This is a genomic window from Mycolicibacterium mageritense (assembly GCF_010727475.1).
Lineage (GTDB): Bacteria > Actinomycetota > Actinomycetes > Mycobacteriales > Mycobacteriaceae > Mycobacterium > Mycobacterium mageritense.
Genome location: NZ_AP022567.1, coordinates 4,624,604 through 4,637,978, shown reverse-complemented (window position 1 = coordinate 4,637,978; position 13,375 = coordinate 4,624,604). Strand labels below are relative to the sequence as shown.

The window sequence follows — 13,375 nt, the reverse complement described above, 5'->3', positions numbered from 1 at the left end:
CTATTTCGGCGCGATCCCGGGCAGGATCAGGTGCACCACCCGCTGGGGAAGGTCCGCCGGGATCGGGCCGCCGATATGGCTCACGTACAGGTGGACCAGCCCGCCGAGAGTCAGCACCACCAGTTGTGCATCGGTATCGGCGGCGACCTCGCCGCGGGTGATCCCGCGTTTGATGATCTCCTCGGCAGCCGATAAGCGCTGTAACCAGAATTCGCGGCGGGCGGCCTCAACTTCGGGATCGGTGTCCGAGACCACGGTGCTGCGGATCATCGCCGTCCCGGCGCGGGTCTGGGCGAACCGGGCAAGATCGGCCGTGAAGGTCTCCAGATCAGATTCGACCGAGCCGGTGTCGGGTATCAGGATCTCCGCTGCGGTACGCGAGACCAGTGCGTCAACCAGCAACCGCGACAGCGTCTTCCATCGTCGATACAGCGACGTCTCGTGAACTCTGGCCGCTTCGGCGATGTCGGCGATACGGACGTTGTCGATCCCGACCGCTTCGATTCGGGCGATCGTGGCGTCCAGGACCAGCGCGCGCAGCTTGGCGCCACGCACTTGCCGGTCAGGATTCGGTCGATCAACCATGTCGCGATTATCGCAGTTTGACTTGCGATATGCGAGCCGACCACCTACCGTGAGGCTATCGCAGGTCAACTTGCGATAGAAGGTGGGAAGGTATGCACGACGAGGTGCTGACCACGTCAGGCCGGTGGCGCGGCCGCCTGTCCGGCGACATCGCGGTCTTCCGCGGAATTCGCTACGCGCAGGCGGAAAGATTCGGGCCGCCCCGCCCGATCCCCTTGGCCAACAGCGGTTTAGATGCCACTGGCCGTGGCCCGGCCGCACCCCAGCTGCCGTCGCGCCTGGAAGCGGTCATGGGCGCACCGGCCCGGTACCGGCAGAGCCCGGATTGCTTACGCGTCACGGTCACCGCGCCGGCCGGCGCAGAACCGGGCTCGCGGCCGGTCCTGGTCTGGCTGCACGGCGGGGCCTACCTGTCCGGCAGCGGCGAGTGGAATCTCTACGACGCCGACCAACTGGTACGGGAAACCGACATTGTGGTCGTCGCCGTCAGCTACCGCGTCGGCGCCTTCGGCTATCTGCGAGCCGCCGGCGTATCGCCCGGCAACCTCGGGTTGCTCGATCAGATCGCCGCACTGGAGTGGATACACGACCACATCGCAGAGTTCGGCGGAGACCCGTCCCGGGTGACGGTCGCAGGCCAGTCCGCCGGCGCGCAATCCGTCGTCGCGATGCTCGGGATCGAGCGCACTCGAACACTTTTCGACCAGGCCATCATCCAGAGCGCACCGCTGGGTATCGCATTCCACAGCCCGGGTGAGGCGCAGCGGGTGGCCGACGTCTTCCGCGGTGTGCTCGGTGCCGATCCCCGCGAGGCGACTGACGCCGAGATTCTCGACGCGCAGGCCCGTGCTGCCCGCCGGTTGGCCGGGCGGCTCGGTCTCAATTCGGCACCCCCGCTGCGACCGGTCGGCGGGATCACTCCCCTGCCCGACGAACCCGAATGGAAAAAGACCGTCATCGAGCGGGCCGCTGACCTGCGCGTCCTGATCGGCACCACCGTCGACGAGATGGCGGCCTTCTACGGTCCGCACCCGTTCTTCTCGGCACTACGCCGCGTTCCGGTGATCGGCAAGCCCCTCGCTGTGATCGTGCAGAAAGCAGTACAGGCCAAGGCCTTCGACAAACCGACAGACCAACTCGCCGATCTGCTCGCCGATGCCGGGGCGGGCGTGTACCGCTACCGCGTCGGATCGCTGCATCCCGCGAACCCCTTCGGCGCCTGCCACTGCATCGAGCTCCCGCTGCTGTTCGGTGACGGCGAGGCCTGGAAGAACGCGCCCATGGTGTCGCCGCTCACCGCCGGCGAGATCACCACGATCGGCGTGCGCACCCGCGAGCACTGGGGCCAGTTCGTCCGCACCGGCGAGATCTGCGGGGACTGGCGGATGCACCGACCCGGGTCCCGGCGCGTGCACGCACTGCCCTGACCACCCAATCGACACAGAGAGGCCACCATGAGCAATGCCACCGTCATCGGCGGCGGCATCGGCGGATTGACCGCCGCCACCGCACTTGCCCGACGCGGCTGGACCGTCCGATTGCACGAGCGCCAACCCGAGATCCGCGCGGTGGGTGCCGGTATCTATGTCTGGGACAACGGCCTGCTCGCGCTCGAATCGATCGGAGCGTTCGACGAGGCCACCCACGGCGCGCACATCGGCCCGGCCGCCGAAGCCAGGTCACATTGCGGAAAGACGTTGTACCGCATCGATATCAACGGCGACGGCCAGGCCAGGTGCTACACCCTGCTGCGAGAGGTACTGATCCGCGCGCTGGTGAACGCCGCGCGCGACGCCGGCGTCGAACTCGTCACCGACTCGGTGGCCACTGCCGTCCACGCGAACGGGACAGTCGATTTCGACGACGGACACACCGAGGTTGCCGATCTGGTGGTCGCCGCCGACGGCGTGCACTCACGGCTGCGCGACAGCCTCGACCTGGCCTACCGCCGGATCCGCATGACGCAGGGGGCGGCGCGGCTGATGATTCCGGCCTCGCCCGACTATCTGTCCGACGAGGATCGGGTGAAGCACCTCGAGTTCTTCCAGGGCCGACGCCGGCTGCTGTACACGCCGTGCACCCCGAAGTGGGTCTACCTCGCCCTGGTCTGCGATGCGGGCGATCCGGCCATCGACGGATCACGCGTGAACGTCGCGCAGTGGCAACACAGCTTCCCGATGCTGTCGACGCTGCTCGACGCCACCGCCGACGTTCCGATCCGTTGGGACACCTTCGAGTTCGTGCAGTTGTCGACGTGGTCCCGCGGCGCGGTGGCGTTTCTCGGCGACGCCGCTCATGCTCAACCGCCGTATCTGGGGCAGGGCGGCGGAACGGCCATGACCAACGCGATCGCGCTCGCCACGACGGTGAGCCGCCCCGGCACCGAGATCCCCGATGCGCTCAAGGGCTGGGAACGACGCACGCGTCCGGAGATCGAACGAACGCAACGCACGTCGTATGGCATGCGGTTGCTCAATCACATTCCCGACGCCGTGCGGGTGCCGCTGCTGTCCACGGTCGGCCGCGTACCCGGTTTTTCCGACCTGCACCTGTCCACCGCCCGACGGCAATCGGCCGCCACGTCTAGATGGAGGAGAACAGCATGACCAACACGATGACCGTCAACGGCGTCCAGATCGCGTTCGTCGACGAAGGACTCGAACCGGGGCCGGTGATCGTCCCGCTCACCGGGTGGGCACACGACCACCGCGCCTTCGACCGGCTGGTACCCCACCTCATTCCGAAACACCGTGTGGTCCGGGTCTGTTGGCGCGGCCACGGCCCCGACCGCACCCCCGTCGGCGACTTCGGGGTGGCCGAGCAGGTCGCCGACACCATCGCGCTGCTGGACGCGTTGGAGATCGAGACGTTCGTGCCCGTCGCGCACGCGCACGGCGGCTGGGCCGCACTGGACATCGCCGAGCAACTCGGCCCCGACCGGGTGCCTGCCGTGATGATCCTCGACCTGATCATGACGCCGGCACCGCCGGAGTTCGTCGCCGGTCTGCACGCGATCCAGCAGCGCGAGACGTGGCTGGCCGGCCGAGACGGACTCGTGCAGTCCTGGCTGGACGGCAGCGACAACCCCGCGGTCCACTATCACATGCACCATGAGGCCGGCGGTTTCGGTTTCGACATGTGGTCACGTGCCTGCCGCGTCATCGAGAACGCCTACGACACCTGGGGCTCGCCCATGGGGCGGATGGAGAAGCTCACCCAGCCGCGCCCGATCCGGCATGTCTTCTCACACCCGAAGGTGCCCGAGTACGACGCACTGCACGACGAGTTCCGCAGCCGCAACCCGTGGTTCAGCTACACCCGCCTGCCCGGCGAGACTCATTTCCCCGGAATCGAATTGCCCGAACACGTCGCCGCCGAGCTGTCCGATCTGCTCGGTGAATGCTCGTTGAGCTGAGATGCTCGGTCTCCTGTCGTCTGACACAGCCGACCGGCTTGCACCCGACCGACGCCCGGAGTGCGATTTCGAAGCAGTCTTGACCGTGCTCGCCGGATAGGTAGCGCGGGCGCGTTAATCCGTTGCCGCATCGGCGTCTGTGCACACCATGAGACGACGGGCCACGAGTGCCGCCGCGCGTGGGTCGCCTCGTTCGATTGCGGTGTAGAGGTCCGAATGCGCCTTCTCATCGCGGCGGGCGGTGGCGGCAGACCATTGTTCGCGACCCGAGAAGATCGCTGTAGTAGTCGTCTGGAGCGTTCCGGCGAACGATTCATACAACGTGACCAGTACCGAGTTATGTGTTGCCGCAACGATCGCGGCATGGAAGCGGAGGTCGGCCTCGACGACCTCAGCAGTACTCGACGCCGATTGCCGTACCTTGAGGAGCCGCTTCATCTCTGCAAGGTCCGTGGGCGTACGACGGTGCGCGGCCAGCCGGCACGCCTCGACCTCCAACAACAATCGGACCTCGGAAACCTCACTGATGTCGGATTGCCGGATCTGACGGTCCAGCTCCGATACCGGCACCGCGGAGACCACGAAGGTGCCGGAGCCTTGCCGCGAACTCAGCTGACCGGACGCGATCAAGGACCGCACGGCTTCCCTGCTGGTGGACCGGCCGACCCCGAGGAGCTTCGCCAGCTCCTGTTCGTTCGGGATCCTGGCACCAACTGGCCACTCACCCTGTCCGATCAGACGGCTCAATTCGGCGCTGCATTGCACGACGAGCGAATCACGTTCGACCGCACGAACCGGCACCACCAGCCTCCTCTACCCAGAATCCTCTGATGATCTTAGGTGTTGAGGCGGAGTGGTTCAGCACTTCACGTCGACATACACGGTCTTACCGGTGACTGTGGTGGAGAAATCACCGCCGGGAACGCCGTGGTCGGTGCGTGAGTAGGTCTGGCCGTGCCGAATCGCAACGACCGCGCAGTCGTCGGACCGTCCTGTGCCGACCCTGTTGACGATGACGGCATAGCCCTGTTCCTTGAGCTGGCGGACAACCTGATCGACAGGCGACGGCCCGGACGGAGCCGCACCGACGGTCGCGGCGGGACCGAACAACACGGCCAGCGCTGCCGCAGCCGCCAGGGCACCGCCCAGCGACAGCGAGCGAGCTGGCTTGCGCACGCACCGACACCGCCTGATGGACAAGCTGTTCATTTCGGGATTCCTTCCGCATTCCGGGCCCACGCGGCCTTGCGGCTGGGCTCAAGATTACTCAGATCCTCTGAGGACTTTGAGCCTAACACCGAACCACTCACCTAAGTAAGGGTTACCTAACTCACAGATGTCACCGGAAGTCGCGCGACCGTGACACCACCCGCAGATCGATGGGCCGCATCCGATCGGCGATGACGGTGACCGCGCCGGTGGCGTTCTGGACGATGCCGCGGATGATCAGCGCCGCCGACGTCTGCGCCAGCTTGCGGTGACGCGCCCACACGCCGGGCGCGCACAACACGTTGACCATGCCGGTCTCGTCTTCCAGGTTGACGAAGGTGACCCCCTGCGCGGTTGCCGGTCGTTGCCGGTGAGTTACCGCACCGGCCACCAGGATCCGGGTACCGTCGCGCACTTCCAGCAACCGGTTCGCCGGGATGACGCCGAGAGCATCGAGATCCTCGCGGAGGAACTGCGTGGGATAACTGTCCGGAGAGATACCGGTGGCCCACACATCGGCGGCGGCCAGCTCGAGCGCACTCATCCCCGGCAACGGCGGAACATGCGATGACGATCCCACCCCGGGCAACCGGTCCGGCCGCTGACTGGCTGCCGCCCCTGCCGCCCACAACCCCTCGCGCCGGGTGATGCCGAAGCAGCCGAGCGCGCCTGCGGTGGCGAGCGATTCGGTCTGCGGGACCGACAGCTGGATGCGTCCGGTCAGATCGAGCAGAGCGGTGTAGGGCCCGTTGGCGTTTCGTTCGTCGACGATGCGCTGGGCCAGATCGTCGCCGATGTGCCGGACACTGCCCAAGCCCAGCCGCACGTCCATACCGGCGTTCTCCAGCGTGGCGTAGGCCAGGCTCGCGTTGACGTCTGGGCCGTGCACCGTGACCCCGTGCCGCCGCGCATCGGCGACCAGGGACTGTGGCGAATAGAAACCCATCGGCTGGGCCCGCAGCAGTGCCGCACAGAACGCCGCCGGATGGTGCAGCTTGAACCACGACGAGTAGAACACCAGGGACGCGAAGCTCAGTGAATGACTCTCCGGGAAACCGAAATTCGCGAAAGCTTCGAGCTTCTCGTAGATCCGTTCGGCCACCTCGCCGGTGATGCCGTGTTTCTCGCGCATCCCGTCGTAGAACCGGCCCTTGAGGCGTCGCATCTTCTCGGTCGAACGTTTGGAACCCATTGCACGCCTCAGTTGATCGGCTTCGGCCGCGGTGAAACCCGCGCAGTCGACCGCCAGCTGCATTAGCTGTTCCTGGAACAGTGGCACCCCCAGCGTCTTCTTCAGCGCCGGTTCCATCGACGGATGGTCGTAGGTGACATTCTCCAACCCGTTGCGCCGCTTGATGTAGGGATGCACCGAGCCGCCCTGGATCGGGCCGGGCCGGATCAGTGCCACCTCGACCACCAGGTCGTAGAACTCACGCGGTTTGAGCCGCGGCAGGGTGGCCATCTGTGCGCGGGACTCCACCTGGAACACCCCGACCGAATCGGCCTTCTGCAGCATCTCGTAAACGGCTTGTTCGGACAGGTCCAGCTTGGCCAGGTCGACTTTGACACCCTTGTGCTCGTCGAGCAGGTCGATCGCGTAGTGCAGCGCCGAGAGCATGCCGAGGCCGAGCAGGTCGAACTTCACCAGACCGATTGCCGCACAGTCGTCTTTGTCCCACTGCAGCACGCTGCGGTTCTCCATGCGGGCCCACTCCACGGGGCACACATCGGCGATCGGCCGGTCGCAGATCACCATGCCACCCGAGTGGATTCCCATGTGCCGGGGCAGGTTGGCGATCTGGGTGGCCAGCTCGATCACCGATTCTGGGATGTCCTCCACCTCAGGGGATTCGGCTTTTCCGCTCCACCGGCTGATCTGCTTGCTCCAGGCGTCCTGCTGCCCCTGCGAAAACCCGAGCGCGCGGGCCATGTCGCGTACCGCGCTGCGCCCGCGGTAGGTGATGACGTTGGCGACCTGCGCGGCGTAGTCGCGACCGTAGCGTTCGTACACGTACTGGATGACGTTCTCGCGCAGGTCCGATTCGATGTCGATGTCGATGTCGGGCGGACCGTCCCGGGCCGGGGACAGGAACCGCTCGAACAGGAGCTCGTTCTTGATCGGGTCGACGTTGGTGACCTTGAGGGCATAGCAGACCGCCGAGTTGGCCGCCGATCCCCTGCCCTGGCACAGGATGTTGTTTTCGCGGCAGAACCTGGTGATGTCGTGCACCACCAGGAAATAGCCGGGAAACCTCAGCTGCTCGATGATGTTCAGCTCGTGCTCGATCTGCGCATACGCCTTCGGCGCCTGTTCGGCCGATCCGTACCGCTCGGCCGCACCCACCGCGACCAGATGACGCAGCCAGCTGATCTCGGTGTGCCCGGCGGGCACCTCGAAGGGCGGCAACTGCGGGGCGATGAGCGCCAGCCCGAACGCGCACCGCTCACCGAGATCGGCTGCGGCCTCGACGATCTCCGGGCCGAACAGCCGGGCCATCTCCTCTCCCGAGCGCAGGTGTGTGCCACCCAGCGGCGCCAGCCAGCCCGCCGCGGCATCCATCGAATTGCGCGCCCGGATCGCGGCCATCGCCATGGCCAGCCTGCCCCGGGAGGGCCCGGCGAAGTGTGCGCCGGTGGTGGCGACGACATCGATGCCGAACCTCGGCGCGAGCTCGGCCAGCACGGCATTGCGCTCGTCGTCACACGGATGACCGTGGTGCGTCAGCTCGATGCTGACCCGATCCCGCCCGAACCGGTCCACCAGGCCGGCAAGCGCCACCGCGGCCGCTTCCGGGCCACCTTCCGACAATGCTTGCCGGACATGGCCTTTGCGACACCCGGTGAGGATGTGCCAGTGCCCGCCCGCGGCCTCGGCCAGCGCGTCGAAGTCGTAGCGGGGTTTGCCCTTCTCCCCGCCGGCCAGATGCGCCTTGGCGATCTCGCGCGACAGCCGACGGTAGCCTTCCGGCCCGCGGGCCAGCACCAGCAGGTGCGGCCCGGGCGGGTCCGGATCCTCGGTGCGCGGGACGTTGCCCAGCGACAACTCGGCCCCGAACACCGTGGCAACGTCCAGTTCCCTGGCCGCCTCGGCGAACCGCACCACCCCGTAGAGCCCGTCATGGTCGGTCAGGGCAAGGGCCCGCAGATCCAGCCGGGCGGCCTCCTCGACGAGTTCCTCCGGCGTGCTGGCACCGTCGAGGAAGCTGTAGGCCGAATGCGCGTGCAACTCGGCGTATCGGACCGATCCACCGCCGCGGGCCATCTCGGGTGCCTGGTACACCCCGCGCTTACGCGACCAGGCCGGGCTGTCCCCACCGTCGCCGGCTTGTTCCATCGGCAGGCCGGAGCGGCGCGGCTTGCCCGTGAGCACCCGCTCCATCTCGGTCCAGCTCGGCGGACCGTTATGCCAACCCACCCCATCAGTGTATCGAACAATTGTTCGAACAGCTCAGCCCGGTACATCCATGCGTTGAGTCCCCAGGACCGCCAGCAACCGCATCGCCTCCTCCGACGGCGAGCCCGGCTCCGGCGTGTAGATCACGACGCGCTGATCCTGATCGGCGATGTCGAGCGAATCGCAGTTGACCGCAACCGGACCCACCACCGGATGCGCGAACGTCTTGCACAGCGTCGGCCGCAAGACGACGTCATGGGAAGCCCACAACCGCTCGAACTCGTCACTGCCGGAACGTAGTTCAGCGATCAGTTCGGCTGTCTCGGGATCGTCGGGATAGCGGGCCGCGCTGGCCCGCAGGTGTTGCGCGGCGGTCCGGGAGAACTCCTCGGCATCGGACACGCCGTACAGCCGCCGCCCGTCCGCGGGATGGGGCCCGAGAAACGCCCGTCGCACCAGGTTGCGATCCCGGCGCGACAGCGCGGAGAAGTCCTCCATGAGCGCGCACGCCAGGTCGTTCCAGGCGAGCACCTCATAGGTCGCCGACACCACGATCGCCGCGGCCTGCGGCAGCCGCTGGATCAGGTCGACGATGCTCTGCCGGACCACCCGCGACGGCCCCGTCGGCCGCTGCGGCTCGACACCGGCCAGCTGGTAGAGGTGGGCCCGCTCGGCATCGGAAAGCCTGAGCGCCCGAGCCAGTCCCGCCAGCACATCGCCCGACGGGTGCGGGGCCCTGGCCTGTTCCAGGCGTGTGTAGTACTCGGTCGAGATGAACGCCAGATGCGCAACCTCGTCGCGGCGCAGGCCCGGCGTGCGGCGGCGCGGGCCGACCGGCAGACCGACGTCCGCGGGCCGGATGCGCTCACGCCTGCTGCGCAGGAACGCACCGAACTCTCGCTTGTCCACGCCCCTCATTCTCCGGGGCATCGCCGCCGGCAGCCAGGTACCGCTGATACCTGGATAAGACCTGCGCACGGCCGCAGGCTCGCAGTCATGACTTCTCCCACCAAATCCGGCCTGCTGGAAGGCAAGATCGCGTTCATCACCGGCGCGGGGCGCGGCATCGGCGCCGCCGCAGCACGACTGTTCGCCGCCGAGGGCGCCACCGTCGTGCTCGCGGCCAGGACCGAAAAAGAGCTCAAGACGGTGACCGAGGACATCCGGGCCGCAGGCGGTACCGCCGACTACGTCGTATGCGACCTGGCCGACGGAACCAGCGTGCGGGCCGCGGTGCAGCGTGTCGTGGAACTCTGGGGCCGCCTCGACGTCGCGTTCAACAACGGCGCGACGATCCAGCCACCGGGTGCGCTCGACGAGGTGACCGAAGACGACTTCGACCACGTCTACACCGTCAACCTCAAGGGCGTGTGGCTCGCGCTGTCGGCGGAGGTCGCCGCGATCCGCTCGACCGTCAAAACCGGTGCCATCGTGAACAATTCCAGCATCGGAAGCCTGCACAGCAATCCCGACCTGCCGGCGTACGGCGCAATGAAACGCGCCGTCAACAGCCTCACCGAGTCGGCTGCGGTCAGCTACGGCCCGGAGGGGATCCGGGTCAACGCGGTCGCTCCTGGGCCCACCATGACCGAGATGATCCAGCAGTGGGAGGACGCCACCCCGGGGGTCGTCGAGCGGTTGGTCGCCGAGACACCGCTGCGCCGCGCCGCCAGTCCCGACGAGATCGCCCAGGCGGCGGCATGGTTGCTGAGCGACCGTGCGTCCTACGTCACCGGCGCAACGCTGCGCGTCGACGGCGGCACCTGGGTGTGACCGAAGCGACCGGCAAATCCGTGCCGGTTGCCGGCGCGCCCGGGTAGCCTGGCCTCGACCAGGGAGGCATGGTGTTCCGTCAGCTGATCGCGCTCGGCATCCGCTCGGGCTCGGTGTACCGGATCGATATCTCCGATGGGGCCGTCGCCACCCTGTGCACCCAGGGCGTCGGCGTATCCCCCGACGGCGTCGTGGTGAGCGACGGCGTCGTCTACTGGACCACAATGGGTGTGCCCCATCGCGATCCTGCGCTCAAGGGCGAAGCGAGCCTGGACTATTCGGCTCGTAACGGCGGCGTGCACGCGATGTCCCTCGACGGCGGTGATCCTCGGGACATCATCGAGGTCGGCTCACTGACCACCGGCAAGCAGCTGACGACCGACGGATCCGGCAACCTCTACTGGGGAGACCGGGAGGGCTGCCGCGTGAGTTGTGTGCGCACCGACGGCACCGGTCTGACCGATCTCGTGGTCAACACCCGGGACGACAGCTGGCTGCAGGAGTGCGTCGGCGTGGCAGTGACGCCCGAGCACCTGTACTGGACGCAGAAGGGCCCGGCCAAGGGCGGGCAAGGCCGGATCCTGCGGGCCGGCTTGGCGATTCCCTCGGGCGAGTCTGCGGCGACCCGGACGGACATCGAGGTGCTGTGGGATCACCTGCCCGAGCCGATCGATCTGGAAATCGTCGGCGACTGGCTGTACTGGACCGACCGCGGTGCCCCGCCGGCGGGCAACACGCTCAACCGGGCACCGCTGCCCGCACCCGGCCAGTCCGGGGCCCGGCCGGAGATCCTCGCCGACGGGTTCCGGGAGGCCATCGGGCTCGCGGTGGACGAACACGCCGGCGTGGCCTACGTATCCGATCTGGGCGGGCAGATCCGAGTGGTGCCGCTGCCCGGCGGCCGCGGGGGCGACGCGCGCGTCCTGATCGACCTGCACGAGCCGATCTCGGGGATCGCCGGCATCAAGCGAACGGAGCCGTCATGAGCTACGCGCACAGTTTCACCGAAATCCGTGACCGACCGGTGGCGGTGTTCGGCGCCGGGACGTTGGGGCGCCGCATCGCGTTGATGTTCGCCTCCCGGGGCGGGCTCGCCCGGGTCTACGATCCCAGCGCCGAGCAAGCCTTGGCGGCAACGGAATACGTCACGCAGACATTGCCAGGTGTCATCCAGCGGCGCGGCTCGGGTGAAGTCGGGCGGGCCGAAGCTGCGACGTCGGTCGACGCCGCGCTCGCCGAAGCCTGGCTGGCCGTCGAGGCCGTCCCCGAGCGGCTGGACATCAAGATTCCGCTGTGGGGACAGATCGACGCCGCTGCACCCCCAGACACCATCTTCGCCACCAACTCCTCCTCGTACCCGTCGCGACTCATGGCCGAGCACGTGCGCGACAAGACACGGCTGTGCAACATGCACTTCTACATGCCGCCGGGTTCCAACGCAGTCGACCTGATGTCGGACGGCGAGACCAGCCGCGACGCGCTGGACACACTGCTGACGGTGCTCCCCGAGTTCGACATCCATCCGTTCGAGGCCCGCAAGGAAAGCGTCGGCTTCATCTTCAACCGCGTATGGGCGGCCATCAAGCGCGAATCGCTCGCGGTGGTCGCAGAAGGCGTGGCCAGGCCCGAGGACGTCGACGGCATGTTCCGCATCAACTGGCACATGCCGGTCGGCCCGTTTCAGATGATGGACCAGGTCGGGCTGGACGTAGTGCTCGACATCGAGAACCACTACGCCGAGGAGAATCCGCAGCTCCCAGCCGGTCCGCGCGAGCTGTTGCACGCCTACGTCGACGCGGGAAAGACCGGCGAAGGTTTCTACACCTACGGCTGATTGCACCTTCGCGCTGCCTGAACTCCGCCGACCCCCTACGATGCCCGTGGGCTGGGGATCGGCTGTGAAAGGACGGCAATGGCGTCAACGAAGTACATGGGCTACGTCGGCGGCGTGGCAGTGGCGGTAGGCGTCGGCGCGGCGATCGCCGCGGCGAGCCAGGGCACTGCGAACGCGGAAACCGACAGTGGTTCGACCGCCAAGGAGTCGTCCGCCACCAGCTCGCCCGCCGGCACCGGGGTCAATACCGGTCCGAAGAAGCGCACGGCCGGCGAATCCGGTGCCGACCGTCCCAAGCCGCTGTCAAAGGTCAACGACGGCGTCGAGAAGGCTGTCTCACAGGTCACCAAGACCGCGAGCACGGTGTCCAAGTCGATCACCGACTCCCTGACCAAGCCTGCTGCCAAACCGGCCACCAAGCCCACCACGAAGCCCGCGGCCAAGCCCAAACCGACCGCCGACGAGTTCGAGGCCAAACAGGTTCAGCGCCTCAAGGATTTGTTCAATCCGAAGGAGGCCGCGGCACCCAAGCCGACGCCGAAGCCGGACAGTGCGCTGGAAGATTCGTCGTCCGGCAAGACCGTGACCACCACCCCGACCGTGCGGACGGCCGTACAGGACCAGGCCGACACCACCGCCGACGCCCCGGCCTGGAACCCGAACCCGTTCCGGGCCGACGATCCCGAGCCGACTGACTTCCCCGAGCCGATCATGCAGCTCCGGCAAGCCTTGCTCAACGCGTCGCCCGATGCGCTCGATCCCTTCGTCCGTGAGGGCACCGAGCAGATCTACCGAGGCACCCAGATGGTGCCGTGGGTCAATGCGGTCATTCCCATCAGCCGGATTCTGCCGAGCCTGGCGCCGGCTGTGGAAGGTGACTTGGACGCTCGGCAGACCATCATCAATGAGCTGATCAAGACCACGCCACCGGGATCGTTCGCGTACTACGGCTACGACCTTGTCGCGGACCTGATCAACATGGAAGGCCCGGCCGCGGATCTCAAAGACCTGGCCGTAGGCACCGTATGGGATGTCCTCGATCCGTTCGAACTCGCGCACCACAAGGGCACGTCGGGTATCGGCCAGGCGGTCTGAACCTTCACGCCGAATTCAACGAAAAGGTCGTGAATCCCCGGCGGGAACGACCTTTTCGTTGAATTGGAGA

12 protein-coding genes are annotated in these 13,375 nt (G+C 67.2%); 7 read left to right on the top strand and 5 right to left on the bottom strand.

Translation table 11 applies throughout. The features are described 5' to 3' along the window. Positions 1-585: a TetR/AcrR family transcriptional regulator gene (locus tag G6N67_RS22270; RefSeq protein WP_036428848.1), complete on the bottom strand. Its 585-nt coding sequence runs from the start codon at positions 583-585 to the stop codon at positions 1-3. Between the two features lie 92 nt (positions 586-677). Here G6N67_RS22270 and G6N67_RS22265 point away from each other — a divergent pair, with 92 nt between their 5' ends. From G6N67_RS22265 to G6N67_RS22255, 3 genes are read left to right on the top strand one after another with little or no spacing between them, the layout of a single operon-like run. Then, positions 678-2,012, top strand: coding sequence for a carboxylesterase family protein (locus tag G6N67_RS22265; protein WP_036428850.1), 1,335 nt, complete (start codon positions 678-680; stop codon positions 2,010-2,012). 27 nt (positions 2,013-2,039) lie between these two features. Further along, complete coding sequence (locus tag G6N67_RS22260) at positions 2,040-3,191, top strand: FAD-dependent oxidoreductase (protein ID WP_036428852.1); 1,152 nt, start codon at positions 2,040-2,042, stop codon at positions 3,189-3,191. Continuing rightward, entirely contained in the window at positions 3,188-4,000 is an 813-nt protein-coding gene (locus G6N67_RS22255) for an alpha/beta fold hydrolase (protein ID WP_036434328.1), read from the top strand. Before G6N67_RS22260 ends, G6N67_RS22255 begins: the two co-directional genes overlap by 4 nt. A 114-nt stretch (positions 4,001-4,114) precedes the next feature. Here G6N67_RS22255 and G6N67_RS22250 read toward each other — a convergent pair whose 3' ends face one another. The 4 genes from G6N67_RS22250 to G6N67_RS22235 form a co-directional block, all read right to left on the bottom strand. Beyond that, on the bottom strand, positions 4,115-4,801 hold the full coding sequence (locus tag G6N67_RS22250; protein WP_036428853.1) for a FadR/GntR family transcriptional regulator: 687 nt from the start codon (positions 4,799-4,801) through the stop codon (positions 4,115-4,117). Between the two features lie 57 nt (positions 4,802-4,858). After that, positions 4,859-5,176: a hypothetical protein gene (locus G6N67_RS22245; protein ID WP_229479089.1), complete on the bottom strand. Its 318-nt coding sequence runs from the start codon at positions 5,174-5,176 to the stop codon at positions 4,859-4,861. A 163-nt stretch (positions 5,177-5,339) separates the two neighbouring features. After that, positions 5,340-8,624 (bottom strand): error-prone DNA polymerase, encoded by a 3,285-nt coding sequence (locus G6N67_RS22240; RefSeq protein WP_036428854.1) that lies wholly within the window; start codon positions 8,622-8,624, stop codon positions 5,340-5,342. Between the two features lie 33 nt (positions 8,625-8,657). Beyond that, entirely contained in the window at positions 8,658-9,512 is an 855-nt protein-coding gene (locus G6N67_RS22235) for a helix-turn-helix transcriptional regulator (RefSeq protein ID WP_036428855.1), read from the bottom strand. Positions 9,513-9,599: 87 nt separating this feature from the next. On the opposite strand from G6N67_RS22235, the gene G6N67_RS22230 reads away from it, so the two are divergent. The 4 genes from G6N67_RS22230 to G6N67_RS22215 all read left to right on the top strand — a co-directional run bounded on the left by G6N67_RS22230 (position 9,600) and on the right by G6N67_RS22215 (position 13,305). Then, positions 9,600-10,376 carry an SDR family NAD(P)-dependent oxidoreductase gene (locus G6N67_RS22230; protein WP_036428857.1) on the top strand — a complete coding sequence of 259 codons (777 nt, stop codon included), beginning with the start codon at positions 9,600-9,602 and terminating at the stop codon, positions 10,374-10,376. Between the two features lie 68 nt (positions 10,377-10,444). Next, positions 10,445-11,362 carry a PQQ-dependent sugar dehydrogenase family protein gene (locus tag G6N67_RS22225; protein ID WP_036428859.1) on the top strand — a complete coding sequence of 306 codons (918 nt, stop codon included), beginning with the start codon at positions 10,445-10,447 and terminating at the stop codon, positions 11,360-11,362. Then, positions 11,359-12,210 carry a 3-hydroxyacyl-CoA dehydrogenase family protein gene (locus tag G6N67_RS22220; protein WP_036428860.1) on the top strand — a complete coding sequence of 284 codons (852 nt, stop codon included), beginning with the start codon at positions 11,359-11,361 and terminating at the stop codon, positions 12,208-12,210. Before G6N67_RS22225 ends, G6N67_RS22220 begins: the two co-directional genes overlap by 4 nt. Positions 12,211-12,288: 78 nt before the next feature. Further along, a complete protein-coding gene (locus tag G6N67_RS22215) occupies positions 12,289-13,305 on the top strand; it encodes a hypothetical protein (RefSeq protein ID WP_036428862.1) in 1,017 nt (338 codons plus the stop codon). Positions 13,306-13,375: the final 70 nt, after the last annotated feature.